Below are 26,758 nucleotides of genomic sequence, written 5' to 3' on the forward strand. Positions count from 1 at the left end.
GCCATAAGAGCAAGTAGTGAAGGACATAAGAATTCACAAGCATCGGCTCGGCTGTGCGGAAGAGCACCCGCGGACCGGCACGACGTGCCGACGAGGCTCAGCGCCGCCGAAGAGCTCGACCCCGGCAGAGCCGAGTCACAGCGCCTTGCCGGGATTGAGCAGGTGCTGCGGATCGAAGGCATCCTTCAGCCGGCGCTGCAGGCCCCGGGAGGCCGGGGAGAGCTCGAGGTCGAGCCACTGCTGCTTGGCGGTGCCGATGCCGTGCTCGCCGCTGATGGTCCCTCCGAGCTCGAGGGCCGCCCGGACCAGCTCGTCGGCCGCGTCGAGGATCGGGGCCGGCAGCTGCCCGGCGGGATCCTCCGGGACTCCGGGCAGCGAGAACGCGGGGTGGAGGTTGCCATCGCCGGCGTGGGCGACGGCCGAGGTGCGCACGCCGTGCCGGCGGCCGATCGCCTCCAGCTCGGTCAGCAGCTCTGCCAGGTGGGACTTCGGCACCGCCACGTCCTCGCCCAGGCGGGCCCTGCCGGCGCCGGCGGCGCGGCTGGTGCGGCGCAGCTCCCACAGGCGCTCGGCCTCGGCCTCGTCCTCGATCACCGTCACGCTCCCGCCCGCGCCGGTCAGGACGTCGAGGAGATCCGCCGTCTGCTCGTCGACGCCGTAACCGTCGAGCTCGAGCAGCAGCACGGCGCCGTCACCGTCGGCCATCGTGGCACCGGTGTGCGCCTCGATGTCGGCGAGGGCGCCGGCGTCGATCAGCTCGGTGGCGGCCGGGCGGACGGGGCTGCGGGTGATCGCTCCGACCCCCGCGGCAGCGCCGACGGAGCTGGTGAAGCGGGCCAGCACCGTGCGACGGGCCACCGGGAGCGGACGGATCCGCACGGTGGCGGCCACGATGATGGCGAGGGTGCCCTCGGAGCCGATCAGCAGCTGGGTGAGGTCGAGGCCGGTCACGCCCTTGATCGAGCGGTGGCCGGTGCGCAGCAGGGTGCCATCGGCCAGCACGGCTTCCAGACCGAGCACCGACTCGCGGGTCACGCCGTACTTCGCGCAGTGCAGACCGCCGGCGTTGGTGGCGATGTTGCCACCGATCGTCGACAGCGTGGCGCTGGCCGGGTCCGGGGCGTAGAAGAAGCCGTGCGGGGCCAGGGCCGCCGAGAGATCGGCCGTGAGGGCGCCGGCCCCGACGACCGCGACCTCGTCGAGCGGGTCGATCTCGCGGATCGCGCTCAGGTGCTCCAATCCCAGCACGATCCCGCCCGCCACGGCCGTCGCGCCACCGGAGGGGCCCGAGCCGCCGCCGCGCGGTACCACGGGCGTGCCCGTCTCGTGCGCCACGCGCAGGGCGGTCTGCACTCCGGCCACGTCCCGGGGCAGGACCAGCACGAATCGCAGGTCGGCGGCCCCGGGCACCGCCCGATCCCCGCGGTAGCGCGCCTCGTGCACGGTGGGCACGGCCTCCGGCCCGAGCTCCCTGCGCAACCGGGCGGCGAGGTCGTCGGCTGCGGGAGTGGCGTCGGAGGGATCGGTGCTGGTCACGGGTGCTCCTGGTGCCTGCGGGTCACGTCCGCTCGGGACGGATCAGTACCCGGTAGGGCCGTACCCACCGGCGGCGTACTGCGCGTTCTGCGCGAACTGCGCATGCTGCGCGCGGACGCGTTCATTGTGTCGCGAAGCGGCGAGGCAGCCCCAGATGATGCTCGTGATCCAGATCGGGAGCCCGACCAGTGGTGCCAGTCCCACCAGGAGCGCCCCGAGGCCGAGGGTCATCAGGGTGATCAGCCCGACGACCACTCCCGCCAGCAGGCTAACGCCGAGGCCGGTCCCTAGCATGACCAGGGCTCCGGCGACGGTCGAGTAGAACATCCCGAACGGTCCGAAGAAGAAGGTGAGCACGAAGGCCACGCCCACGCTCTTCTCCGGGGTGAGATACACGGGCACCGGCCCGGCGCCGGGCCCACCGGGCGGCGGGCCGTACGGCTGCAGGGGAGCGGCCTGCGGGTGCTGCGGGCCGGTTCGCCCGGCGAACGGATCGTAGCTGCGCGTCCCGGGGTCCGCTGCCCCCTGGGCGACCAGCTCACCGGCGATCACCGGCGGCCGGTTCTCGGGCGGGTCCTGCATCTCGTGCGGTATCTGGCTCATGGGTCCCCCTGCTCGGCCGGTGCCGCCCTTCATCGGGCGGCTGACCCTCATCGTAGGCGGATCCCTCGGCCGCGTTCAGTGGGTCGGGGGTCGCGTCGGATCGTGGTCGTCCCCGTGGATCGGCACGTGCGCCTCGGGGATGTCCTCGTAGCTGGCGGGGTCCGAGATCGGCTCGAGGTGCGTGAGCACCCGCAGTGAGCCCAGCGCGTCCCGCAGCTCGTCCTCGAGATCCTCGATGTAGTCGTGACCGTGCTTGACGGTCCACTCGTCGGGCACCAGCACGTGCACGGTCATGAAGCGCTCCTGCCCGGCCTCGCGGGTCTGCAGGCCGTGGAAGGTGACGGTGCCGTCGGTGCGGCGGCGCAGGATGTCGGTGATGATCTCGTGGTCCCGGGCGGGCAGCGCCTTGTCGAGCAGGCCGGAGATCGCCTCCGAGAGCAGTCCGATGCCGGTGACGATGATGTTCACGCCGACCGCGAAGGCGACCAGCGCGTCCAGGCGCTCCCAGCCCGTCAGTGCCACCAGCCCCACGCCGATCAGCACGCCGGCGCTGGTGACCACGTCGGTCATCAGGTGCCTGCCGTCGGCGCGCAGGGTGATCGAGTTGTGCGCCCTCCCGGCGCGCATCAGCACCAGGGCGACCACCCCGTTGAGCACCGACGCGATCACCACGATGACCAGTCCGATGTCGAGGTTCTCCAGCGGGCGCGGATTCACGAAGCGCTCGACGGCGGTGACCAGGATGACCGCGGCGGCCACGAAGATCATCAGCCCCTCGACGGCGGCGGAGAAGTACTCGGCCTTCGCCCGCCCGTACAGGAAGCGCTCGGTCGCGGGCCGGGCGGCGACGGTCAGAGCGATCAGGGCGACGACGGCGGCCACCAGGTTCACCGTCGACTCGGCGGCATCGGAGAGCAGGCCCACCGAGCCGGTCATCGCCCACGCCCCCGCCTTCAGCGTGATCGTGGCGATGGCGGTGGCTATCGAGAGCCAGGCGAAGCGGCGCAGATCGACCGTCGTGGTCGCAGGGGCGGGGGGATCGGTGGGCGCGGTGCTCATGCGCGGTGGTCCTCGGTCGGGGGATCGGGGGCGAGGGTGCCGTCGGGGGCGATGTGCTCGAAGATCTGCTCGACCAGGGACAGCACGTGGGGATCGTCCACGGTGTAGTAGCTGTGACGACCCTCGCGACGGGCGGAGACCACTCCGGCCAGACGCAGCTTGCTGAGGTGCTGGCTGGTGGTGGGCAGGCTGAGACCGACGTGCGCGGCGAGCTCGCCCACGTCGACGCGGCCCGCGCTCATGCGCCACATGAGGTGCAGCCGGGCAGGGCTGGCCAGCATCGCGAAGGTGTCGGCCGCCGCGGCGAGCTGCAGCTCCGTGGGCTCCTCGGCGGGGCCGGGTGCGCTCTCCTGGACGGTCATGCCGTCGAGTCTTTCCCAATGTGCATAGTTGCGCAAGGGACGAAACGTCGATGTGACATGGGCGGCGTCGGAGTGCCGCAGCTCGGGGCGCGCGGGGTTCGCCGAAACGGCATGCCCCGGCGGGTCCGGCTCCTATCGTGAGGGGCCAGCGTGACACCGTCGTCCGAAGGAGCCCGCCATGTACAACCTCTCCCTCGTGCTGGAGGACAGCGCCCGTTCCGCCCCGGACCATCCGGCGCTCGTGCTGGGCGAGCTGAGCCTCAGCTATGCGCAGGTCGACGCGGCGGCGAACCAGGTCGCGAATCTGCTGGTCTCCCTCGGCGTGGCCCCCGGGGACCGGGTCGCGCTCACCTGTCCCAACCTGCCGCAGTTCCCGATCGTCTACTTCGGGATCCTCAAGGCCGGTGCCGTGGTGGTGCCGCTGAACGTGCTGAACAAGGCCCGCGAGGTCACCTACTTCCTCGACGACGCCGAAGCGAAGGTCTTCTTCTGCTTCGAGGGCAGCGAGGACCTTCCGATCGGGAGGTACGGGCATGACGGGGCCCGCGCCGCGGCCGCCCCGCCGCACCTGGTGCTGATGACCGCCGACCCGTCGGCCCCCGCTCCGCTCGAGGGCGTGCCCACCCTCTCCGCATCGCTCGCGGAGATGCCCGACTCCTTCGCGACGGTGCAGGCGCAGGAGACCGATACCGCGGTGGTCCTCTACACCTCCGGCACCACGGGGCGGCCCAAGGGAGCCGAGCTCAGCCACTCCAACCAACTGATGAACGCCCTGACCTGCAACCGGCTCTTCCGCTCCGCGCCGGGGACGGATACGCATCTGGTGGCACTTCCCCTGTTCCACACCTTCGGCGCGACGGTGGACATGAACGCCGGGTTCTCGATGGGCGCGACTCTGGTGCTGCTGCCCCGCTTCGAGGCGCAGCAGGCGCTGGAGCTGCTGGTCCGCCACCGCGTGACCCGCTTCGCGGGCGTGCCCACGATGTGGTGGGGCCTGCTGCACGCCCTCGAGAACGGCGCCGACGCGCGCGGCCTCTCCGAGCACCTGCGCCTCGGCGTCTCCGGTGGGGCCCCGCTGCCGGTCGAGATCCTCGAGGCCGTGCGCGAACGGCTCGGGGTCTCGATCATGGAGGGCTACGGGCTCTCGGAGACCTCGCCCGTGGCCAGCTTCTCCCTGGCCGAGACGCCGCGACCCGGCTCCATCGGGGTGCCGGTCTGGGGCGTCGAGATGCGGCTGATCGACCCCGTCGACCCGGACTGGGCCGAGGTCACCGACCCCGGCGCGGTGGGCGAGCTGACGGTGCGCGGCCACAACGTGATGAGCGGATACCTGAACCGTCCCGAGGAGACGGCGGAGGTGATGCGCGAGGGCTGGTTCCGCACCGGGGACCTGGCCCGGAAGGACGAGGAGGGTTTCTATTACGTCGTCGACCGCTCGAAGGACATGATCGTGCGCGGCGGGTACAACGTGTATCCGCGCGAGCTCGAGGAGGTGCTGATCTCCCACCCGGAGGTCTCGCTCGCCGCGGTCGTCGGGGTCAGCGACGAGCGCGTCGGCGAGGAGGTGAGGGCCTACGTGATCCTCGAGGACGGCGCCGAGCTCACCGCCGAGGAGCTGCGCGCCTGGGGCGCGGAGCAGATGGCGGCCTACAAGTATCCGCGCGAGGTGGTGATCGTCGACGAGCTGCCGATGACCTCGACGGGCAAGATCCTCAAGCGCGAGCTGCGCTGAGGGTCCGCGAGCGCGCGGGCCCTCAGCTCAGCTCACCTGGCGGGTGGGCTCCTCCGCGAGGGGCAGGCCGGCCTCCGCATGGGCCCGGAAGCCGCCGACCAGATCGGTGGCCCGGTGGAACCCGAGATCGCGCAGGTCGCGGGCGGCGAGCGAGGAGTAGTACCCCTCATTGCAGACCACGACCACGAGGTCGTCGTACTCCGGGCCCGCGTCCATGCGGTGCTCGCCGGCCGGATCCAGCCGCCACTCGAGCACGAGGCGGTCGATGACGGTGGCGCCGGGGAGGTGCCCTTCGGCCTCACGGGTGGCCGCGGGCCGGATGTCGAGCACGTGGCCGCCCTGCTCGAGCAGGGCGGGGAGATCGTTCGCCTCGACGCGCTCCACGCCCTGACGGGCGGCGGAGAGGATCTCGTCGATGCTGTGCCGCGTGGGTGCCTCTGCCCGGCGCCGACCGGCGTTGCCCTCGGTCACCGGTTGCGTCCCGAGGAGAAGGCCGCCAGGCCCCCGCCCGAGTTCCCACCCCGGGAGCCCTCGGAGCTCGTGGAGTAGCGCGCGGGAGCGCCCTCGCGGCGTCCTCCGCCGCTGCGGGCGGGGCGACCCTCGCCGCCCTGACCGCCGCGGCCACCGGAGCGCCGCTGGCCACCGGAGCGGCCCTGGCCGCCTTGGCGGCCCTGCCGGCCCTGGTCGTCCTGGCCGTTGCGTCGGCCGCCGCCCTCACCGGAGCCGCGTCCCTGGCCGCCGGAGCGTCCGCGGCCGCCGCCCTGGCCGCCACGGCCGCCGCGGCCACCCTGACCGCCGGAGCGCTGCGGACGCTCGGCCGGGGCGGGTTCACGGGGCTCGTGCATCTCGACGCGCTCACCGGGGGCGAGCTGCGAGAGCACGGGGGAGGCGGGGACCACGTCGCGGTGGACGGCGGGCTTGATGCCGGCCTTGCGCATGAGGTCGCTGACGTCGCGCTTCTGCTCCGGGGTCTGCACGGTGATCACGGTGCCGGACTCGCCGGCGCGCGCGGTGCGGCCCGAGCGGTGCAGGTACGCCTTGTGCTCGACGGGCGGATCGGCGTGGACCACGAGGGCCACCTCGTCGACGTGGATGCCGCGGGCGGCGATGTCGGTGCAGACCATGGTGGTCGCGCTGCCGGAGCCGAAGGCCTCGAGGTTCCGGGTGCGGGCGTTCTGCGAGAGATTGCCGTGGAGGTCGACGGCGTCCACCCCGCGGGCACTGAGCTTGCGGGCGAGGTTCTTCGCCCCGTACTTCGTGCGGGTGAACATGATGGTGCGGCCCGGGGCGGCGGCGAGGTCGCGCAGCACGTCGAAGCGTGTGGCGGCATCGACCTCGAGCACGTGGTGCTCCATGGTGCCGACGGGGCTGGAGGCCGGGTCCGCCGAATGGGTGACGGGCTCGTGCAGGAACTGCTTGACCAGCTTGTTGACGCCGGAGTCGAGGGTGGCGGAGAAGAGCATCCGCTGCCCCTTCTTGGGCGTGGCCTCGAGGATCCGGCGCACCATCGGCAGGAAGCCCATGTCGGCCATGTGGTCGGCCTCGTCGATGACGGTGATCTCGATGGCGCTGAGATCCGCATGTCCCTGACCCATCAGGTCGAGCAGGCGGCCCGGGCAGGCGATGAGCACGTCGATACCGCCGGTGAGGGCGTTCACCTGGGGGTTCTGGCCCACGCCGCCGAAGACGACGGCGCTGCGCAGGCCGGTGGCGGCCTCGAGGGGCTTCAGGGAGTCGGCGAGCTGGGAGGCCAGCTCACGGGTCGGGGCCAGGATCAGCGAGCGGGGGCGACGGGCCGCTCGGCGGCGCGGCGTTTCGAGCAGGCGGGCGACCAGAGGCAGCAGGAAGGCGTAGGTCTTGCCCGAGCCGGTGCGGCCGCGGCCCAGGACGTCGCGCCCGGTCAGCGAGTCCGGCAGCGTCGCGGCCTGGATGGGGGTGGGCTGGATGATGCCGCGGGGCGCGAGTGCGTCGACCAGGGCGGAGGGCACGCCGAGGCGTGCGAAGTCGGGGGAGGTCACGGAGATCCGTTCTGAAGATGCAGATCCCGCCCGATGCGTCTGGTCCCCGAGCGCAGCCGTGGCGATCGCTGCGGGTCCTCGCTGTCACCACCGTGCGGTGGGACCTGTGCCGCGGCGGGACGACGGCACGCTGGGTCCACCGTAGACCCGGCTCTGTCCAGGGGGAACGATCGGCCCCTCGGATGTGAGATACACCTGCCCCAGGGGCGGGCCGAGTGGCGGATAAGGTTCTGAGGTCAGTTGGTGCGGGCCCGGGCACGACTCGGGGACTACGGCGGAAGGAGCCGGTGATGGCGCGCAGGGTGAGCATCAAGGACGTCGCGCAGCGAGCCGGGGTGTCCTGGAAGACGGTCTCGAACGTCGTCAACGAGCGCCCCGTGGTCCGAGCCGACACCCGCGCGAAGGTGCTCACCGCCATCGAGGAGCTCGGCTACGTGCCCAACCACGTCGGTCGGGAGCTGCGCGGTGGCCCCACCCGATCGATCGCCCTGGTGGTGCCGGAGCTGCAGAACCCCTACTTCGCCCGCCTGGCCGAGCTGATGCAGGCCGGCGCCCGGCAGCGCGGCTACACCGTCAGCGTCGAGGTCTCCCTGCACAACGCCGCGACCGAGCGCGCCCACGTGCGCGGCCGCACCGCGCGGCCCGTGGACGCGGTGGTGATCTCCCCGTCCGCCCTCGACCCGGCGGATCTGCTGGACCGGGCCTCCGGGCCTCCCGTGGTGCTGCTGGGGGAGACCCTCCCGGCCGCGGCGGGCGTGGTCCACGTCGCGATCGACAACGTCTCCTCGGCCGCCGACGTGGTGCGCCACCTGGTCGCCGGCGGTCACCGTCGGCTGCTCTTCCTGGGCGCCGAGGACGCCGTGCGCTCGACCGGGACGGACCGGCTGGCGGGCTTCCGTGCGGCGACCCGCTTCGCCGATCTCCCGCAGGACCCCTCTCTCGTGCGCGGCGTCGGGGAGTGGACGCGCGAGGCAGGGCGCGACGCCGTCCTGACCGCTCTCGAGGAAGGGGCTCGGTTCGACGCGGTGGTGGCCGGCAACGACATGCTCGCCGTCGGGGCGCTCGCCGCCCTGCACGCCCGCGGTCTCGAGGTGCCCGGGGACGTCGCCGTGGTCGGCTGGGACGACACCGCGGAAGTGGCGTGGACCCGACCGTCGCTGACCTCGATCGCCCCCGACCTCGACGCCCTCATCGCCGCCGCCCTCGACGCCGCGATCTCCGGGACGGAGCGCAGCGGTACGAGCCCGGCGCACGAGGGCGCCGAGACCGTGATCGCGCATCGTCTGATCGAGCGGGAGTCCACGCGCCCGCTCTCGCCGGCCGACGGAAACTCCTGACCACCTCCGTTTCCCACGTTGCACATCGAGCTGGGGTGCGCTTGACTGGAGCCTGTCCGATCCGTGCCGGCGCCCTGCGCCGGTGACTCAGCGCCGAGCCCCACCGACTCCAGGAGCCGTTCGTGAACGCCCAGTCCCCCGCCCTGCCGCAGCACCTCAGCTCCCTGTTCTCCCGGGCCGACGAACTCGCGGCGCACCTCGACGCCCCGCTGTCGGCGATCACCGACGTGCCGCGTCCGGAGCACCCCCGTCCGCAGCTGCACCGCCCCACCTGGCTGACCCTCAACGGCACCTGGCAGTTCGAGATCGACCAGGGCGACTCCGGCCGCGACCGGGGGCTGCTCGAGCGCGAGCTCGAGGAGTCGATCACGGTGCCGTTCGCGCCGGAGACCGAGGCCTCCGGCATCGGGAACCGCGACTTCCTCGAGGCCGTCTGGTACCGCCGCAGCGTCACCGTTCCCGCCGGGTGGGAGGGGCTGCGCCCGATCCTGCGTTTCGAGGCGGTCGACCACGACGCGACCGTCTGGGCGAACGGCGTCGAGGTGGCCCGCCACCGCGGCGGCTTCACCCCCTTCTCCGCGGACCTCTCGCAGGTGCCGGACGTCGGCCCCGGCCGCGAGGTCGAGATCGTGGTGCGCGCCCGCGACCCCCACGACGAGCCGCAGGCCCGCGGCAAGCAGTCCCACGAGTTCCGCCCCACCGCCGCGAACTACCACCGCACCACCGGCATCTGGCAGAGCGTGTGGCTCGAGGGTGTCCCGACCGACGAGATCCGCTCCCTGCGGATCCTCCCGTCGCTCGCGGGCCGTTCCTTCTCGATCGACGTGCCGCTCTCGCGCACCACGAAGGGCACCAGGCTCGAGGTGGTGGCCTCCGTGCCCGGCGGCGAGGAGGTGGCCCGCGCCGAGGTGCGCGCCGGTCTCGACCTCGCCCCGCACCTCGAGCTCGTCGTCCCCGAGGGCGCCGTGCGCATCTGGGGCCCGGGTGCGCCCGAGCTCTACGCCCTCCGCGTGCGCCTGCTGGACTCCGACGGCGGGGTGCTCGACGAGGTCGGCTCCTATGCGGGCCTGCGCTCGACCTCGCTCAACGCCCATGAGTTCCGGATCAACGGCGAGAAGGTCTTCCAGCGCCTCGTGCTCGACCAGGGGTACTGGGAGGAGTCGTTCATGACCGCTCCCGAGGACGGCTCGCTCACCACCGACATCCGCCTCTCCCTGGAGGCCGGCTTCAACGGTGCGCGCCTGCACCAGAAGGTCTTCGAGCAGCGGATGCTCTTCTGGTCGGACCTGCACGGCTACCTCACCTGGGGCGAGTTCGGCGACTGGGGTGTCCAGGGCTTCGGGCCGGCGGGCGACAACCAGCAGCCCACCGCGACCTTCATCGGTCAGTGGATCGAGGCTCTGCAGCGGGATATCAACCACCCCTCGATCGTCGGCTGGTGCCCCCTGAACGAGACCCACCAGATCCTCCACGACCGGCTGACCCAGCTCGACGCGGTGACCCAGGCGATGTACGACGCCACCAAGCTCGCCGATCCCAGCCGGCCGGTGCTCGACGCCTCCGGGTACAGCCATCGCGTGCGCGGCGCCGACGTCTACGACTCCCACTCCTACGAGCAGGATCCGGAGCGCTTCCGCGAGGAGCAGTCCGGCCTGGCAGCGGGGGAGCCCTTCGCCAACCGCCGCGAGCTGGGCCCCGACGAGTTCCCCTTCGCCGACGGCACCTTCTCCCTGCCCTACGCCGGTCAGCCCTACTTCGTCTCGGAGTACGGCGGCATCTGGTGGAACGAGGAGGAGGCGAAGCGGGCCGCGGAGGCGGACCGCGCAGGGAACAACGCCGCCGAGTCCTGGGGCTACGGGCAGCGCATCCTCAGCGAGGAGGAGCTGTACGAGCGATTCGAGGGGCTCACCCGCGTGCTGCTCGAGGACCCGCTCATGTTCGGCTACTGCTACACGCAGGTCACCGACGTGTTCCAGGAGAAGAACGGCGTGGTCGACTTCGCCCGCGGTCGCAAGCTGGACCTCTCCCGCCTGCGCGCCGTCCAGGAGAGGACCGCCGCGTACGAGCGGGACTCCTGAGGTCGCTGCCACGGTAATTCCCGTGACGGCCCGGGTGCTCTGGTCCACGATGAGCCCATGGTCGATCAATCACGCCTGTGGGACGCGCACGCCGCCGCCGAGTACGACACCCCCGGGAAGGGGATGTTCGCCCCGGAGGTACTGGGCCCGACGGTCGAGGTCCTGCGCGATCTCGCCGCCGGCGGAGCCGCCCTGGAGCTCGCGGTCGGCACCGGCCGCGTCGCGATCCCGCTGCGTGAGGCCGGCGTCGAGGTCACCGGGATCGAGCTCTCGGAGGCGATGATCGCGCGGCTGCGCGAGAAGGCCGATCCCGCCGCCCTGCCGGTGGTCGCGGGTGACATGACCACCGCGAGCGCAGGGGAGGGGTTCTCGCTCGTCTATCTCGTGTTCAACACGATCGGGAACGTCCTCACCCAGGAACAGCAGGTCGAGTGCTTCCGCAATGCCGCCCGGCATCTCGCCCCCGGCGGCTGCTTCGTGATCGAGCTGACGGTGCCCGATCTGCGTTCTCTCACGCCTGGCACCGGCGGCACCCTCGAGCACTCCGAGCGCGGATACCTGCTGGTGGACACCTACGACACCCTCGCCCAGATCCTCGTCTCCCATCACCTGCGCTTCGATCCCCGGGTCGACGGCTCGCGGGAGGCGAGCATCGACCGCACCCCGCAGCGCTACGTCTGGCCCGCCGAGCTCGATCTCATGGCCCAGCTGGCCGGCTTCACCCGCGAGTCCCGCTGGGCCGGCTGGGACCGCTCGGAGTTCACCGCCGACTCCCGCAGCCACGTGTCGGTCTACCGGCTCCCTACACTTGAGCGGTGACCACCGCGAACTCCCTCACCTGGACCCCGCTCTCCCTCGAGGACGTGCCGGCGCTGACGGCGCTGCTGAACCGCGTTGATCAGGCTGATGACCTCGGTGAACCGGCTGAGGAGCCGAGCACCCGGGAGTGGCTGACCCTGCCCGGGCGGGACCTTGCTCTGGACTCTCTCGCCGTGCGTGACGGGGACGACCTCGTGGCCGTCTCCCTGGCCGACGTCCACCTCCGCCTCGACCGCGACGGCCGGGCGCGCTGCCAGCTGCTCGGGACGGTCGATCCCGCGTACCGCCGTCAGGGCCTCGGCGCGGCGCTGTTCGAGCACGGGGAGCGCCGCGCCGCCGAACTGGCGACCGCACGGCACCCCGGCGCCCCTGCCGTCTACCGCACCTCCGGTGGCCGCGATCCCGAGGCGGACTCCGATCCGTCGGCCCCGCTGACCGGTGGCGCCGACGTGCGCCCGCTCCTCGAGCGCCGCGGCTACCGACGGGTACGAAGCTGGCTGTCCATGACCCGTGAGCTGCCCGGCGCCGGGCTGCCCGTCACCGACCCCGAAGGAGCGCGTGTCAGCGCCCCGTCCGACACAGAGCGTGAGGCCACCCGCCTCGCCCACCTCGCCGCCTTCGCCGACCACTGGGGCTCGGCCCCGATCGGCGAGGAGCGCTGGAACATGCTGTGGTCCTCGCACACCGCTCGTCGCGAGCTGTCGACGATCGCCGTGGACCGTGACGGCACCGTGCTCGCCTACGTGATCGCGGCAGAGGAGAGACCGGGAGTGCTCTACTTCGCGCTGGTCGGCACGCGTCCCGAAGCCCGCGGTCGCGGGCTCGCCCGCGCCGTCGTCGCCCGCACCCTCGGGGCCGCCGTGCAGGCCGGGTACGCCCTCGCCGAGCTCGAGGTCGACGCCGAGAGTCTCACCGGCGCCACCCGGCTCTACGAGGCCCTGGGCTTCGCCCGGGACGCCGTCCATTCCACCTATGAGAAGCCGGTGGCCTGACGCCGCCCCCTTGACGCCATGGCGCCCGCTGTCCATAGTGACTATGTACAGTAGATGCAGTCAGTCGGTCGGTGACGGAGGAGGGCGCGGATGCACATTCCGCTCGACCCCTCCGCCCCCGAGCCGATCTACGAGCAGATCCGCGCCTGTCTCGCCGACGCGATCCTGCGCGGTGATCTCGCCTCGGGCGATCCGCTGCCCTCGATCCGCATTCTCGCCCGCGACCTCCGCGTCAGCGTCATCACCACCACCCGCGCCTACAACGAACTGGTCGCCGACGGCCTGGTCGACGCGGTGCGCGGCAAGGGGGTGTTCGTCCGTGCCCAGGAGAGGGACCAGGTGCGCCGACGCGCCCTGGAGCGCATCGACAGCGCGCTCGCCGACGCCGTCAGCGCCGCCCGCACCGGGGGCATCGGGGCCGACGAGCTCCGTGACCGGCTCGCCCACGCCCTCGATGAGGAGAACCGATGAGCACGTCGCACCTCGATCCCGTGGCCTCGACCGCACCCCCTGCGGTGCGGGTCCGTGACCTCCGTGTCCACGTCCCCTCCCGGCGTAAGGTCTACGCCGCCCCGGTCGAGGTGCTGCGGGGGTTGACCTTCACCGCTCCCGCCGGGCAGGTGACCGCCCTGGTCGGCGCGAACGGTGCCGGCAAGACGACGGCGCTGCGAGCGATCACGACCGCCCTGCCCTTCGCCGAAGGGAGCATCGAGGTGCTCGGCACCGCCCTGGGCCCGGCCGATGTCCCGCTGCCCTCCCGGGCGGCCCATGTGCCCGATGACCCCGCCCATCCGGACCACTGGACCGCCCACGACGTGGCACGGCTGCTGCGACGGCTCGATCCGGGCTTCGACGTGCGCACCTTCGCGGCTCTGCTCACCGCGCAGGGTCTCCCGCACGATCGTCGACACAGCGAGCTCTCCCGCGGGCAGGTCACCCAGCTCTCCGTCGCCGCGGCCATCGCCCAGGATCCGCAGCTGCTGATCCTCGACGAGCCCTTCGCCCGCCTCGATCCGCTGGCCCGCACCGATCTCGTCGATCGGCTCCGCACGGTGATGGCCCGGGAGGAGCGCGCGATGGTGCTGGCCACGCACGATCTCGAGGGGATGGAGCGATTCGTCGACCATCTCGTGGTGATCGCCGGCGGGCAGGACGTGCTCGAAGGGGACGTGGAGTCCCTGCGGGAGGAGTTCCTCGTCCTCGAGGCGGCTGGCGTGGGGGACGGGTTACGGGGTCCGGGCTCTCCCCTGATCGGCCCGAGCACGGTCGGCGGGCGACTGCGGGCCCTCGTCGGCACCGAGGACGTCCTCGGGCTGCCACCCGGCACCGACCTGCGTCGCCCGACGGTGAGCGAGCTGGTCACCCATTGGCTCCGCGCCGCAGGGCCCCTCGAGCCCAGCCCCAGGAGGACCACGGCATGAGCACCAGCACCCGCCCCGGGGCCCCAACCGAGACGGCTGCCTCACGCCGTCGCGCGCTGCGCCGGGCCCTGGTGGTCGATCTCCGGCTGAATGCCGACCGCTTCGGCGGGACGCTCGTCACGTGCGGACTCTTCCTGCTCCTCTCTGTGGTGCTCACCGACGCCTTCGCCGGCCTGCTCCCGCTGTGGGCGGCTCTGGCCTGGTACCGCTACGGGCGGGCGGACACCGTGGAACGGAAGGAGCTGCGGGTGAGCCTGGGCATGTCCCGTGCCGACCGGGTGCGGGGGCGCGTCACGCTGATCGCGCTCGAATCCCTCGTGATCCTCCTGGTCGCAGGCGCCGCCTCCCTGCTCGCCACGGCCCTGGGGAATGGCAGCTCCCTCGCCGGGACCATGGCCTCCACCGCGATCCCTTCCGGCGCCGCTCTCGTCCTGGAGAGCGTGATCACCACGCTGGGAGCGGCGGTGATCCTGCTGCTGGTCGGGATCTGGGTCGGCGGTGATTGCCTCACGCATCGGCCGGGACGGTCGATGGCGGTGCTCAGCGTGCTGCTGTTCGGCCTCACCGCCGTGCTCGGGGGCTCCGTGCTCTCCCTCCCGCTCGTGGTGCTCACGACGTTCGGGGTCGATGAGACCGTGCCGAGTCTCCTGGCGCCGCTGGGTCTTCTCGTCGTGGTCGTCCTGCTGGCGCTGCTGCTGCGCGCCCGGATGCACGCGTGGATCCGTCAGCTGGACTCCGGGGCCCGCCAGCGGCTCGAGCCGTCGGCCTGAACTGAGCGAGGATGGCCCCATGAGAGCAGTCCGCTACGACGACTTCGGCGAGCAGCCCCGTCTGGTCGAGGCCCCCGACCCCCTGTGCCCGCCGCGCGGTGCGGTGGTGACCGTGCACGCGACCGGGGTGTGCCGCAGTGACTGGCATGCCTGGCAGGGGCACGACGAGTCCGTGCAGCTTCCCCATATCCCGGGCCACGAGTTCGCCGGTGTGGTCGAGGCCGTGGGCGAGGAGGTCACGCGCTTCGTGCCCGGGGACCGGGTGACCGCGCCGTTCATCCTCTCCTGCGGGCGCTGCGCGCAGTGCCGTGCCGGTGCGCCCCAGGTGTGTCCCGACCAGCAGCAGCCGGGATTCGACCTGCCCGGCGCCTGGGCCGAGCAGGTGGTGGTGATCGAGGCGGACCACAACCTCGTTGCGCTGCCCGAGGGGATCGACATGGCCCTCGCCGCCGGGCTCGGATGCCGTGTCGGTACCGCGTATCACGCCGTGAAGGTGCAGGCAGCGGTCGCGGCGGGGGAGACGGTCGCCGTGTTCGGCTGCGGCGGGCTCGGGCTGGCCGGCGTGATGGTCGCTCTCGCCGCCGGCGCCCGGGTGATCGCGGTCGACGTCTCCGAACAGGCGCTCGCCGCCGCCGCGCAGCTCGGCGCCACCGCCCTCGCCTCCGGCCCCGACATCGTCGAGCGGGTGCGCGAGATGACCGGAGGAGGTGCCCACGTCACGCTCGACGCGCTGGGATCCGCGGCGACGGCCCGCGCGGCCCTCGAGTCCCTGCGTCCCCGTGGCCGCCACGTGCAGGTGGGCCTGCTGCTGGGTGAGGATGCCGACCCCTCCCTGCCGATGGGCCGCGTGATCGCCCAGGAGCTGCAGATCCTCGGCAGCCACGGCCTCGCCGTCGAGGAGTATCGCGAGCTGCTGGCCGATGTCGCCGAAGAGCGGCTGGACCTCGGCTCCACCGTTGGCTGCCTGCTCACCCTCGAGGAGCTGCCGGCCGCGATGCGCGCCATGGACCACCCGCCCACCACCGCCGGGATGACCGTCGCACGCCTGCGATGAATACCGTGCCCGCGGATCGGTGCGCCGGGTGCCGGCGGACTGACCCGGTGACTCGAGGAGAGGTACCCCGCATCGCCCGACGTGCGACGGCGGCCCGTCCGGAGCGGACGATCGGCTGTGGAACGATTGCCCCATGACCCTCACTGCTGCTGCCGACGGCTCCGCCCTGGGCAATCCCGGTCCGGCCGGCTGGGCCTGGTACATCGACGAGACGACCTGGCGCGCCGGCGGCTGGCCCCACGGCACCAACAACATGGGCGAGCTGAAGGCGGTGCTGGACCTGCTGGAGGCGACCGCGGTCGATGCCGATCAGCACCTGAAGATCCTGTGCGACAGCCAGTACGTCATCAACTCGGTCACCACGTGGATGCCGGGATGGAAGCGCAAGGGCTGGCGCAAGAAGGACGGCAAGCCGGTGCTGAACGTCGAACTGCTGCAGGCGATCGACCGTGCTCTGGCGGGCCGCAGCGTCGAGTTCGAGTGGGTCAAGGGCCACTCCGGCCACGCCATGAACGAGGCTGCCGACCGGCGCGCCAATGCTGCGGCGACGGCCTACTCAAAGAAGCAGGACCCGCAGGTCGGCCCCGGATACCGGGCGGCCGACGGCGGCTCCTCGACCAGCTCGTCCACGACACCCGTCACCGCACCCATCCCCCGCGGCACCGACGCGCTGCCCGAGTCCCCGTCGGCAGCGGGCCCGTCGACCCGGTCCTCGTCGGCCGAGCCCTCATCGGCCACGGCGCCGACCACCCCCGCCGACGACCTCTTCAGCCTCTTCGACCAGCCGGCATCGACCCCGGTCGGCTGCTCCACGGCCTCCGAGGAGACCGTGCTGGCCGCCGATGCCCCCGGGGCGACAGACTTCGAGCAGGTCACCGCGCGCGAACAGGCACTTCTCTCCGACGCCCTGCGCGCCGACGCGCCCAGCGCCGCCGAGCTGCTGCACCCCTCCTTCACCGAGATCGGCGCGAGCGGGCGCACCTACGACCGCGACGCGCTCCTCGCCCACCTCGCGCCCGTCCCCGGCGTGCGGGCCGAGGAGTTCGTCGCCGAGGAGATCGCGCCCGGTGTGGTGTTGCTGCGGTACACGACGACAAGACCACGGGGCACCGCCGCCCGCAGTTCCCTGTGGGTGCGCGAGAAGGGCCGCTGGCTCCTGCGCCATCACCAGGGCACCCCGACCGACGGGCACTGATGGCATCGATCCCGGCAGTCGGCTCCGTCCCGCTGACCCGCCGCGCGGGTGGACCCGACTTCGCACGCGGCCTCGCGCTGCTCGGCATCGCCCTGGCCAACACCGTCGGCTGGCTGCACGGCTCGCAGTGGACCGTGCTGCTGAAGCAGCAGGACGCCGCCGGGTGGGACCGGGCGGCCGACGTGCTGATCGCCTTGACGGCCGACAACCGCGGCTTCCCCCTGTTCGCGATGCTCTTCGGCTACGGCCTCGGCATCCTGTACCGCCGCTCCCGCGAGCACGGAGAGCGCACCGGCCGCTTCCTGATGCGCATGCTGCGACGTCACGTGGTGCTGCTGGCGATCGGGGTGGCTCACGCGATCCTGCTGTTCCAGGGAGACATCCTCGTCTCCTACGCCCTGGTGGGGATGCTCTGCGTGCTGCTGATGACCCGCCATCGCGCGGCGCTGCCGCTGGCGGGCGTGCTCGCCCTGCCTGCGCTGGGCGTGTGGGGCTGGGCCGACGGGATCATCGGTCTGTCCTCCGGGGACGGCTACGCGGCGGCCGCCGCCGATGACTACCTGAGCGGTCTGCGTCTGCGCACCGAGTCCGCGGCATCGGAGGTGGCCACCGGCCTGCTGACCGATATCGGACTGCTCGCCCCGATGGCGATCGGAGCGCTCGCGGCGCGGGTGCGCCTGTTCGAGGAGGCCGCCGCCAACCATGACGTGCTGGTGCCCCTGGCCCGCTGGGGGCTCGGGATCGGCCTCGTGGGCGCGGTGCCCCTGACCGCCGTGCTCGTCGTCGACCCCGCGCACCAGATCCTGGACTCCGAGACCGTCCTCGGCCTCCTCGGGCTCGTCCACCAGTACACGGGTCTCCTCGGCGGGCTCGGCCTCGCCGCGGCCGCGGCGCTGCTCGCCGAGCACGTCCGGAACCGGGAGGCACGACCGCTGGCCGGCGTGGTGCACGGCATCGAGGCCCTGGGGGCGGTCTCGCTGAGCGCCTACGTGGGACAGTCCGTCGTCTTCCACGCCCTGTTCCCGCCCTACACCCTGGACCTCGGCGAACGCTCCGGCATCGCAGGCGCAGCGGTGATCGTGGTGGTGACCTACCTGGTGATGATCCCGCTCGCCGTCGCCCTGCGTCGCGGCGAGCACCGCGGACCGCTCGAGGTGGTGCTGCGACGTCTGGCAGGCTCGAGCACGCCTCGCCGCGGGACCGTCCCGACCAGCGCGGCGCGCCGAGCACCCGGAGGCCGCCCGTGACCGTCTACGCCGACACCCCGCGCTGGCCGCGCCACGGCATGCTCTGGGGTCACCTGATCTCCGACACCTCGCTCGCCGAGCTGCACGAGACCGCGGCACGCGCCGACCTCCCCCTGCGCTCCTTCGATCTCGACCACTACGACTGGCCCGGAACCGCTCGGGAACGGCTGGTCGCTGCCGGGGTCACATTCGTCGGCAACCGGGAGCTGACCCGGGCCCTGATCGGCTCCGGCCTGCGGATCCCGCTGGTCGACCGGCCCGCTGCCCGGGTTCGCCGCAGCGCCGAGCACGCGGCGCAGCTGGGTCTGGCCGAGGTGCCGCGGGATCTCATCGTCGGGCTGCTCGGTCACGTCGATCCGCTGCCGGCGCCGGGACGAGCTCGCCCCGGCGCCTTCCGCATGACCCGGGACGACCTCTCCGCCCCGCCGCGCATCGAGGCGCACGACGAGAGCGGACGCCGTGCCGCGATCGCGCTGCTGACGCAGTTGGACGAGCTCGCGCGGGCCGCGGGCGCTGCGGGCTTCACCGGCCAGGTCCTGGAGCTCGGCACCTGAGTGACCCACTGGGGCCGCGTTGGCCCCAGTTCCCTTCGGTGCCGGAATCGATGCGCGATGACGTGTCGCCGGGCCACGCCGCCCTCAGGTCCGTGTGGGCCCGCGGGGGGAGTCGGGCTCGCTGGGTGACCCGGGCCCGCGAGGGGAGTCGGGCCCGCCGGGGGTGTCGGGGGAGCCGTTCGGGGTCTGCCGGCTCGTCAGCGCGCGCAGCTGGTCGGGCTGCGAGCGGTGCTCCGCCTCGACCTCGCTGCCGGGCAGCTCGGCCCAGAACGTGGCACCGCCGCCGGGGGTGTGCGTCACTCCGATGGAGCCGCGGTGCTGCTGGATGATGGTGGCCGCGATCGACAGGCCCAGGCCCGCGCCGCCGCCCTGGGTGGCCGAGCGCACCCGCGAGGAGTCCGTGCGGTAGAAGCGCTCGAAGACCTTCTCGCGCTGGTCCTCGTCGATGCCGTCACCGTGGTCGCGGATCTCGATGCGCACCGTCCCCTCTCCGGTGTAGCCCACAGCGATCTCGACCGGCGAGCCCTTGGGGGTGTGCCGGTTCGCATTGCCCACCAGGTTGAGGATGACCTGGCGCAACGAGGCCTCGTCGCCGAGGACGCCGAGCGAGAGGTGGGGGTGGACCGGCACCGGGGTCCCCGAGAGGGAGACCACCATGACCTGCCGGTCCGGGTCCAGGGCGCGCAGGTCCTGAGCGGCGTCGAAGACGGCGTCGGTGAGGTCGATCGGTTCGAGGACGAGGTCCGGGTTCTCGTCGAGACGGGCCAGTCGTAGGAGGTTCTCCACCAGTGAGCCCATGCGTCGGGCCTCGTCCTCGATCCGACGCATCGCCGAGGCGACGTCGTCGTCGGAACCCAGTGCCCCCATCCGGTACAGCTCCCCGAAGCCGCGGATCGCGGCCAGCGGGGTACGCAGCTCATGGGAGGCATCGCCGACGAAACGGCGCATCCGTGCCTCGGAGCGGGTGGCATGCTCCTCGGAGGCCGACTGCGCGGCGAAGGACTGCTCGATCCGCACCAGCATCTCGTTCAGCGACAGCGCGAGGGCGTGCACCTCGAGGCTGGTGTCGGTGACCGGGACGCGGCGGGAGAGATCACCGCCGGCGATCTGGGAGGCCGTGGCCTCCACGTCCTGCAGCGGCTCGAGGGCGCGGTGGGTCATGTAACCGCCCAGCCCCATCCCGACCAGCACCACGAGGGTGCCGACCAGGACGATGATCAGCGCCATCTCGTGCATCGTGCGGTCCACGCCGGTCAGCGGCAGCGCCACGTACACGCTGCCTTTGTCCGGGCCCGAGTTGAGCATGGCGACCACTCGCCAGCGGTTCTCCGAGGAGTCCAGTACGGTGAAGGGCTTCCCGCCGCGCTGGAGGATCTGCTCGTCGGAGAGGTCCGGGAACGGGAGCTTCACGTCGCTGTTGCCGTAGTGGACGACCACCTGCTCGATCGCGACGCCCTGCTCGTCGCGGATCTCCACGGCGTACTCCACCGGGGTGTAGACGCTGCCGCGGACGTCGTCCTCCTCGTCCCCGGCGAGCTCGTGCTGCGCCAGCGAGAGCATCTCGCCCATGCCCGAGTGGAGGTTGTTGTCGACGGACTGGATCAGGGTCCGGTTGAGCAGGAACAGCGAGAGGCTCCCGGTGATGACGACGCCGACGACCAGCAGCAGGGAGATGAGCGCGACGATCCGTGTCCACAGGGACACGGGCCGTTCGGTGCGCAGGGTCGGCAACGCCAATCGTCAGGAACCTTCGGCAGCTCGCAGCACGTAGCCGATGCCGCGCTTGGTGTGGATCATCGGGTCGCCGATGACGTCGATCTTCCTGCGCAGGTAGGAGATGTAGGACTCGACGATGCCGACCTCTCCGGACCAGTCGTAATCCCACACGTGATCGAGGATCTGCGTCTTGGAGACGACCCGACCCGCGTTGAGCATGAGGTAGCGCAGGAGCTTGAACTCGGTGGGGGAGAGCTCGATGGTCACGTCCGCGCGGTAGACCTCGTGGGAGTCCTCGTCCAGCCGCAGGTCGCCCACCACCAGGGAGCTGTCGACCGTCGCGTCGTGGCCGCCGTGGGTGCGGCGCAGCACGGCCCGGATGCGGGCGACGACCTCTTCCAGGCTGAACGGCTTGGTGACGTAGTCGTCGCCACCGACGGTGAGGCCTGCCACCTTGTCCTGGGTCTCGTCCCGAGCGGTGAGGAAGAGGATCGGGTACTGCTCGCCGCGGTCGCGCAGCCGCCGGGTCACGGTGAAGCCGTCCATGTCCGGCAGCATCACGTCGAGGACGACGAGATCGGGCTGGTGGTCGGTGGCCTCGCGGATCGCCTCGTTGCCGGTGGAGGCGGTGAACACCTCGAAGCCGGCGAAGCGCAAGGAGGTCGCGAGGAGGTCGCGGATGTTCGGCTCATCGTCGACGACGAGCAGCCGGGCCTCGAATTCCTGATCGTCAGTCGTAGCGTTCGTAGTCATCACCCCACAGTGCTCCTGATGCTTGGGAATCGCCTGGACGTCACCTGGGTGAGATCAGCGGGCCGCGCGCTGGATCTTCTCCTGCTGCTTGCGCAGCTTGCGGATGGTCCAACCCATCTGGATCATCCGCACCGAGCCGACCAGGGCCATCACCAGGGCGCCCGCGATCGCCGCCAGCAGCATCGCGACTCCCAGGGGCAGGTCGAAGGTGGCGTTGAAGTACTCGAAGCGAGCTGTCTCACTGTTCTGGATCACGAAGATCAGCAGCAGCACCAGCACGATCGCGCCGAGGATCAGGGAGATCCAGATCCCGGCGGTCCGCCCGCCACCGGTGGGCTCGGGTTCGGTCCGGGGCTGCTCCGGTCGCTGAGCGGTCCGCCGGCCGGTGCCGTCGGCGCCCTCGTCCGTGGGCTCGGCGGCGCGGCGGCCGCGGGCCGACTCGGCGGGACGGTCCTGACCAGCCGGTCGGTCCTGGCCGGCAGGGGAACTGGAGGCACGGTCCTGCTCGGCGGCATCGTCCTGCCCGGCGGGGCCGCCGGCGCCGGGGGCGTCCTGGGGCGTGCGGCCGGTGGGCTGATCCGGGTTCTCGGGTCCGGTGCTCATGTTCGCTCCTCGGTGTGGGGTGCCGGGATGTCTCCCGTGCGGCCTTCGGGGGAAGGTCGCCGCTGAGCACACTGTAACGATTCGGAGAACGCCCAGGCCGGAGGCTCCCCGCACGGCACGGCCGGGACGTCCTCTTCCGGGAACCGGGCACGTCGTCCGCCGGCGACGGTCAGCTGCCCTCGAGCGCGGCCTCCAGCTCCTCGGCGTCCACGATCGTGTAGGCGTACCCCTGTTCGGCCAGGAAGCGCTGGCGGTGGGCCGCGTAGTCCTGGTCCTGGGTGTCGCGCATGACCACGGTGTAGAAGTGCGCGGCCCGTCCGTCGGCCTTGGGGCGCAGCAGGCGTCCCAGCCGCTGGGCCTCCTCCTGGCGCGAGCCGAAGGCGCCGCTGACCTGCACGGCGACCGACGCCTCCGGCAGGTCGACGGAGAAGTTGGCGACCTTGGAGACGACCAGGCGGGAGACCTCCCCGGTGCGGAAGGCGGCGAACAGCTCCTGGCGCCGCCTGACCGGGGTCTGGCCGGTGATGAGATCGGCCTCGAGCTGGGTGGCGATCTCCTCGAGCTGGTCGAGGTACTGCCCGATCACCAGCATCGGCTCGCCCTGATGGCGCTGCGCGACGGACCTGACCACGCCGATCTTCGCCGGATGCGCCGCGCCCAGGCGGGGTCGGTCCTCGGCCTCGGCCATCGCGTACGCCATGCGGTCGTCGGCCGGCATGGCCACCCGCACCTCGGTGCAGTCGGCCGGGGCGATGTAGCCCTGCGCCTCGATGTCCTTCCAGGGGGCGTCGTAGCGCTTGGGCCCGATCAGCGAGAACACCTCGCCCTCGCGGCCGTCCTCGCGCACCAGCGTCGCGGTCAGTCCGAGTCGCCGCCGGGCCTGCAGGTCGGCGGTCATGCGGAAGACCGGGGCGGGCAGCAGGTGCACCTCGTCGTAGATGATCAGTCCCCAGTCACGGGCGCTCATCAGCTCCAGGTGCGGGTGGACGCCGTTGCGCTTCATGGTCAGCACCTGATAGGTGGCGATCGTGACCGGGCGGACCTCCTTGGTCGCCCCCGAGTACTCGCCGATCTCGTCCTCGGTCAGCGTGGTGCGTGCCAGCAGCTCGTCCTTCCACTGCCGGGCCGAGACCGTCGAGGTCACCAGGATCAGCGTGGTGCGCCCCATCGCCGCCATCGCCCCGGCGCCGACCAGCGTCTTGCCGGCACCGCAGGGGAGGACGACGACGCCGCTGCCGCCGTGGCGGAATCCGTCGACCGCCTCGTTCTGGTAGGGCCGCAGCGACCAGTCGTCCTCGCGCAGGGCGATGGCATGGGCCTCACCGTCGACGTAGCCGGCCTGGTCCTCGGCCGGCCAGCCCAGCTTCAGCAGCGCCTGCTTGAGGGCGCCGCGCTCGGAGGGATGGACCACCACGGTCTCCTCGTCGAGGCGGGCGCCGAGCATGCCCTGGATGCGCCGGGTACGGGAGATCTCCTCGAGCACGGCCGGGTCCAGGGCATGCAGCACGAGCCCGTGGGTGGGGTCCGAGAGCAGCTGCAGACGCCCGTAGCGGTCCATCGTGTCCGCCACGTCGATCAGCAGCGAGTGCGGGACCGGATAGCGGGAGTGGTCCACGAGCGCCGCGACCACGGACTCGGCGTCGTAGCCCGCGGCGCGCGCGTTCCACAGCCCCAGATCCGTGATCCGGTAGGTGTGGACGTGCTCCGGGGCCCGCTCCAGCTCCGCGAAGGCGGCGATCGCGGCGCGAGCGGCCTGCGCTCGGGGATGGGAGACCTCGAGCAGGAGGGACTTGTCGCTCTGGACGATGAGGGGGCCGTCGCTCATCCCGCCAGGCTACGCTGGGGCCGACGGTGCGGGGCCGGGCGGGGGAGTGAGCCGGGCCTCGTCCGTCGGTCGCACGCGGCGGGAACGGAACGGGAGCGGCACCCGCCGAGCCCATGGCTCAGCGCGTGCCGCTCCCGTCACGGTCCGGTCTACGGGGCTCCTCAGCCGCGCGCCGGCTCGGGCAGCGCGCGCCCGCTCAGGCGCTCGTACATCCCGAACTGGGTCAGGATGACGAAGGGGAACAGGACGAGGTACGGAAGGATCAGGGTGCCGGCGACCGAGCCGATCACGCCGACCACCAGGAACAGCACGATCGAGGTCCCGAGGTTGGTCTTGACCAGGGAGAAGCTCTCCTTGATCGCCTCGACCGGGGAAGCGCCCCGCACCGCCGCCGGGATCGAGTACATCAGCGCCACTGAGGCGATGAGCCCGGGGACGTAGAGCAGCAGGAACCCGACGACGGTGATCACCAGGACGAGCAGCACCGTCAGGATGACGCGCATCGGTCCGGCCATGGCCTGCCCGATGCGCGGGCGACCGCCCTCGAGGACGACCCCGCCTGCGCGGCCCGAGCCTGCTTGCCACAGCACCGAGAACGGGATGCACAGCAGCATGGCTCCGAGCATGATCGCGTACATGCGCAGAAGCGGCCCGATCGGCGGCGCCTCGGAGACGGCCGCCGCTTCCATCTGCGGGAAGGTGATCGCGACGGCGGCAGCGGTACCGCCGGCGATCAGCACGACCGAGATGATGCTGTAGATCAGTCCCACGACCAGGAAGGTTACCGGGTTGCGCAGCAGGGAATTGCTAGCGAACTTCAGGGCTGCGCCGAGATCGGAGGCCAGGTCCGTGCCCGGGGGCGGCCCGGCGGCCCCGGGGGCCGTTGCTGCGGCAGGGGCGGAGGTCGGTCCGCCCCAGGCCTCCTGTCCGGCGCCGGGGGCCGGCTGGCTGTAGGGCCCGGACGGCGACGGCTGGCCGTAGGACGACGAGGGCTGACCGTAGGACGGCGACGGCTGCCCGTAGCTCCCGGATGGGGAGGGCTGGCCGTAGGGCCCCGGCTGAGGCGGCGGAGAGTGCTGCCCCGGGGCCGGTGCCGGGGTCGGCTGGGAGTACGGATCATGCGGGGGCGGGGGAACAGTCATCAGATGGCTCTACTCTCGCGAGGGCGGGCCGCGTGCTCGGCGACGCTTCTCCGGCGGTCGATGGGTGCCCCCTCGTGGGGACGGCACCACGGTACGTGCCGGGCGCCCCGGTGTGGCATCCGACCACCGGTGAGAACGCAGGAGCCCTGCCCCGGACCTTCGTCGGATCCGGCGTCGCGCGGTGCCGGTCCGAGTCGGCGAGCGCGCGCTCCCCACCCTGGCACCACCTCGGCGAGCACCCGGTGACGCCGCCTCCAGGCGGCAAGGACTGGCACACCCGGTCGCGACGGGCCCGACTTCCCTAGAATGGTCCGTGATGGGCCGGGATCCCGCCCTCGGCCGGCACCACCGGCTCGGCGATCCGACGCCCGGCTCGACAGTCACCTGACCTGAGGAGAACCCATGGCAAGCTTCGCTCCGTCCCCCGCTGATGTCGCGGACATCGGCGTCACCGGAATGGCGGTGATGGGCTCCAACCTGGCCCGCAACCTCGCCCGCAACGGCTTCAAGGTCGCCATCCACAACCGCAGCGTCGGCAAGACCGAGAAGGTCATCGCCGATCACGGCAGCGACGGCGAGTTCTATCCCTCCGAGTCGATGTCGGACTTCGTCGCCTCGCTGCAGAAGCCGCGCGTCGCGATCATCATGGTCAAGGCCGGCGGCCCCACCGACGCCGTCGTCGACGAGCTCTCCTCCCTGATGGAGGAGGGCGACATCATCGTCGACGCCGGCAACGCGCTGTTCACGGACACCCGTCGTCGTGAGGCCGCGCTGCGGGAGCAGGGTCTGCATTTCGTCGGCGCCGGCGTCTCCGGTGGAGAGGAGGGCGCGCTGAACGGCCCCTCGATCATGCCGGGCGGCACCAAGGCGTCCTACGACCGCCTCGGCCCGATGTTCGAGAAGATCTCCGCGGAGGCGGAGGACGGCCTGCCCTGCTGCACCCATGTGGGTGCCGACGGTGCCGGGCACTTCGTGAAGATGGTCCACAACGGCATCGAGTACGCGGACATGCAGGTCATCTCCGAGGCGTACGACATGATGTCGAAGGCTCTGGGCATGGAGGCCTCCGCGATCGGCGACGTCTTCGCCGACTGGAACAAGGGCGACCTGGAGTCCTTCCTCATCGAGATCACCGCCGAGGTGCTCCACCACACCGACGCCACCTCGGGCAAGCCCTTCGTCGACGTCATCCTCGACCAGGCCGCCCAGAAGGGCACCGGCGCCTGGACCGTGCAGACGGCCCTCGACCTCGGCGTCCCCGTCACCGGCATCGCCGAGGCGACCTTCGCCCGCTCCACCTCCGGCTCCGTGCCGCAGCGGGAAGCCGGCCGCAGGACCCTCTCCGCCGAGGCGCAGACGCTCGAGATCGCCGATCCCGCCCAGTTCATCGACGACCTGCAGAAGGCGCTGTACGCCGCGAAGCTGGTCTCCTACTCGCAGGGCTTCGACGAGATCGCCGCCGGCGCCGAGGAGTACGGCTGGGACATCGACCTGGGTGCGATGGCGCGTATCTGGCGCGAGGGCTGCATCATCCGTGCCCGCTTCCTCGACCGCATCACCGAGGCCTACGGCCGCGACGCGAAGCTGCCCCTGCTGCTGAGCGACGAGTACTTCTCCTCCGAGATCGCCAAGTGCATCCCGGCGTGGCGGCGCGTGGTGGCCTTCGCCGCCGCCAGCGGCTACCCGGTCCCGGTGTTCGCCTCGACCCTGTCGTACTACGACGCGGTCCGGGCCGAGCGTCTGCCCGCCGCCCTGGTCCAGGCCCAGCGCGACTACTTCGGCGCCCACACCTACCAGCGCGTCGACGCCGCGGGCACCTTCCACGTGGAGTGGTCCGAGGACCGTCGCGAGACCGAGCAGGACTGACACCGCCCGGGGTCGTCCCTCACGGGGCGACCTCGCGGCCTCTCGGCGCGCCGCGTCCTCGCGCGGACAGGAAGAA

The 26,758-nt window shown here is 72.0% G+C and carries 24 protein-coding genes; 13 read left to right on the forward strand and 11 right to left on the reverse strand.

From position 1 onward, the window contains the following. Positions 1-135: 135 nt before the first annotated feature. The 4 genes from JOF43_RS09085 to JOF43_RS09100 form a co-directional block, all read right to left on the reverse strand. On the reverse strand, positions 136-1,536 hold the full coding sequence (locus JOF43_RS09085; RefSeq protein ID WP_209901359.1) for an FAD-binding oxidoreductase: 1,401 nt from the start codon (positions 1,534-1,536) through the stop codon (positions 136-138). Positions 1,537-1,578: 42 nt separating this feature from the next. Continuing rightward, positions 1,579-2,139 carry a hypothetical protein gene (locus JOF43_RS09090; RefSeq protein WP_209901361.1) on the reverse strand — a complete coding sequence of 187 codons (561 nt, stop codon included), beginning with the start codon at positions 2,137-2,139 and terminating at the stop codon, positions 1,579-1,581. 75 nt (positions 2,140-2,214) lie between these two features. After that, positions 2,215-3,198, reverse strand: a complete 984-nt coding sequence (locus JOF43_RS09095) for a cation diffusion facilitator family transporter (RefSeq protein WP_209901363.1) — start codon at positions 3,196-3,198, stop codon at positions 2,215-2,217. Beyond that, on the reverse strand, positions 3,195-3,560 hold the full coding sequence (locus tag JOF43_RS09100; RefSeq protein ID WP_209901365.1) for an ArsR/SmtB family transcription factor: 366 nt from the start codon (positions 3,558-3,560) through the stop codon (positions 3,195-3,197). Before JOF43_RS09100 ends, JOF43_RS09095 begins: the two co-directional genes overlap by 4 nt. Before the next feature lie 178 nt (positions 3,561-3,738). Between JOF43_RS09100 and JOF43_RS09105 the strand changes: the two genes are divergently transcribed. After that, positions 3,739-5,292 carry a long-chain-fatty-acid--CoA ligase gene (locus tag JOF43_RS09105; RefSeq protein ID WP_209901367.1) on the forward strand — a complete coding sequence of 518 codons (1,554 nt, stop codon included), beginning with the start codon at positions 3,739-3,741 and terminating at the stop codon, positions 5,290-5,292. A gap of 27 nt (positions 5,293-5,319) precedes the next feature. Here JOF43_RS09105 and JOF43_RS09110 read toward each other — a convergent pair whose 3' ends face one another. Both JOF43_RS09110 and JOF43_RS09115 read right to left on the reverse strand, forming a co-directional pair. After that, positions 5,320-5,763: a rhodanese-like domain-containing protein gene (locus JOF43_RS09110; protein ID WP_209901368.1), complete on the reverse strand. Its 444-nt coding sequence runs from the start codon at positions 5,761-5,763 to the stop codon at positions 5,320-5,322. Then, complete coding sequence (locus JOF43_RS09115; protein ID WP_209901370.1) at positions 5,760-7,310, reverse strand: DEAD/DEAH box helicase; 1,551 nt, start codon at positions 7,308-7,310, stop codon at positions 5,760-5,762. The genes JOF43_RS09110 and JOF43_RS09115 overlap by 4 nt, the downstream gene beginning before the upstream one ends. Positions 7,311-7,600: 290 nt before the next feature. Between JOF43_RS09115 and JOF43_RS09120 the strand changes: the two genes are divergently transcribed. The 11 genes from JOF43_RS09120 to JOF43_RS09170 all read left to right on the forward strand — a co-directional run bounded on the left by JOF43_RS09120 (position 7,601) and on the right by JOF43_RS09170 (position 18,777). Further along, on the forward strand, positions 7,601-8,647 hold the full coding sequence (locus JOF43_RS09120) for a LacI family DNA-binding transcriptional regulator (RefSeq protein ID WP_209901371.1): 1,047 nt from the start codon (positions 7,601-7,603) through the stop codon (positions 8,645-8,647). Positions 8,648-8,769: 122 nt separating this feature from the next. Next, entirely contained in the window at positions 8,770-10,725 is a 1,956-nt protein-coding gene (locus JOF43_RS09125; RefSeq protein ID WP_209901373.1) for a glycoside hydrolase family 2 protein, read from the forward strand. 57 nt (positions 10,726-10,782) lie between these two features. Next, complete coding sequence (locus tag JOF43_RS09130; RefSeq protein ID WP_209901375.1) at positions 10,783-11,544, forward strand: class I SAM-dependent methyltransferase; 762 nt, start codon at positions 10,783-10,785, stop codon at positions 11,542-11,544. Beyond that, positions 11,541-12,536: a GNAT family N-acetyltransferase gene (locus JOF43_RS09135; protein ID WP_209901378.1), complete on the forward strand. Its 996-nt coding sequence runs from the start codon at positions 11,541-11,543 to the stop codon at positions 12,534-12,536. The genes JOF43_RS09130 and JOF43_RS09135 overlap by 4 nt, the downstream gene beginning before the upstream one ends. A gap of 90 nt (positions 12,537-12,626) precedes the next feature. Then, a complete protein-coding gene (locus JOF43_RS09140) occupies positions 12,627-13,007 on the forward strand; it encodes a GntR family transcriptional regulator (RefSeq protein ID WP_209901380.1) in 381 nt (126 codons plus the stop codon). Further along, entirely contained in the window at positions 13,004-13,957 is a 954-nt protein-coding gene (locus JOF43_RS09145) for an ATP-binding cassette domain-containing protein (protein WP_209901382.1), read from the forward strand. The genes JOF43_RS09140 and JOF43_RS09145 overlap by 4 nt, the downstream gene beginning before the upstream one ends. Next, positions 13,954-14,727, forward strand: a complete 774-nt coding sequence (locus JOF43_RS09150) for a hypothetical protein (protein ID WP_209901384.1) — start codon at positions 13,954-13,956, stop codon at positions 14,725-14,727. Before JOF43_RS09145 ends, JOF43_RS09150 begins: the two co-directional genes overlap by 4 nt. A 19-nt stretch (positions 14,728-14,746) precedes the next feature. Beyond that, positions 14,747-15,781, forward strand: a complete 1,035-nt coding sequence (locus tag JOF43_RS09155; protein ID WP_209901385.1) for an alcohol dehydrogenase catalytic domain-containing protein — start codon at positions 14,747-14,749, stop codon at positions 15,779-15,781. A gap of 133 nt (positions 15,782-15,914) precedes the next feature. Then, positions 15,915-16,976, forward strand: coding sequence for a ribonuclease HI family protein (locus JOF43_RS09160; RefSeq protein ID WP_209901387.1), 1,062 nt, complete (start codon positions 15,915-15,917; stop codon positions 16,974-16,976). Continuing rightward, on the forward strand, positions 16,976-18,223 hold the full coding sequence (locus JOF43_RS09165; RefSeq protein ID WP_209901389.1) for a DUF418 domain-containing protein: 1,248 nt from the start codon (positions 16,976-16,978) through the stop codon (positions 18,221-18,223). The genes JOF43_RS09160 and JOF43_RS09165 overlap by 1 nt, the downstream gene beginning before the upstream one ends. Beyond that, on the forward strand, positions 18,220-18,777 hold the full coding sequence (locus JOF43_RS09170; RefSeq protein ID WP_209901391.1) for a DUF4031 domain-containing protein: 558 nt from the start codon (positions 18,220-18,222) through the stop codon (positions 18,775-18,777). The genes JOF43_RS09165 and JOF43_RS09170 overlap by 4 nt, the downstream gene beginning before the upstream one ends. 84 nt (positions 18,778-18,861) lie before the next feature. Here JOF43_RS09170 and JOF43_RS09175 read toward each other — a convergent pair whose 3' ends face one another. From JOF43_RS09175 to JOF43_RS09195, 5 genes are all read right to left on the reverse strand, one after another. Beyond that, a complete protein-coding gene (locus JOF43_RS09175) occupies positions 18,862-20,514 on the reverse strand; it encodes a sensor histidine kinase (RefSeq protein WP_209901393.1) in 1,653 nt (550 codons plus the stop codon). Positions 20,515-20,517: 3 nt separating this feature from the next. Beyond that, complete coding sequence (locus JOF43_RS09180; RefSeq protein ID WP_209901395.1) at positions 20,518-21,246, reverse strand: response regulator transcription factor; 729 nt, start codon at positions 21,244-21,246, stop codon at positions 20,518-20,520. A 54-nt stretch (positions 21,247-21,300) separates the two neighbouring features. Beyond that, positions 21,301-21,849 carry a LapA family protein gene (locus JOF43_RS09185; RefSeq protein ID WP_209901397.1) on the reverse strand — a complete coding sequence of 183 codons (549 nt, stop codon included), beginning with the start codon at positions 21,847-21,849 and terminating at the stop codon, positions 21,301-21,303. Positions 21,850-22,018: 169 nt separating this feature from the next. Next, positions 22,019-23,674: a DNA repair helicase XPB gene (locus tag JOF43_RS09190; RefSeq protein WP_209901399.1), complete on the reverse strand. Its 1,656-nt coding sequence runs from the start codon at positions 23,672-23,674 to the stop codon at positions 22,019-22,021. A gap of 161 nt (positions 23,675-23,835) precedes the next feature. Then, positions 23,836-24,816: a DUF7847 domain-containing protein gene (locus tag JOF43_RS09195; RefSeq protein WP_245354068.1), complete on the reverse strand. Its 981-nt coding sequence runs from the start codon at positions 24,814-24,816 to the stop codon at positions 23,836-23,838. Positions 24,817-25,218: 402 nt separating this feature from the next. Between JOF43_RS09195 and gndA the strand changes: the two genes are divergently transcribed. Then, positions 25,219-26,682, forward strand: coding sequence for an NADP-dependent phosphogluconate dehydrogenase (gene gndA, locus JOF43_RS09200; protein WP_209901401.1), 1,464 nt, complete (start codon positions 25,219-25,221; stop codon positions 26,680-26,682). The last annotated feature ends 76 nt before the right edge of the window (positions 26,683-26,758 follow it).

The organism is Brachybacterium sacelli (assembly GCF_017876545.1).
In the GTDB taxonomy this organism is placed as follows: domain Bacteria; phylum Actinomycetota; class Actinomycetes; order Actinomycetales; family Dermabacteraceae; genus Brachybacterium; species Brachybacterium sacelli.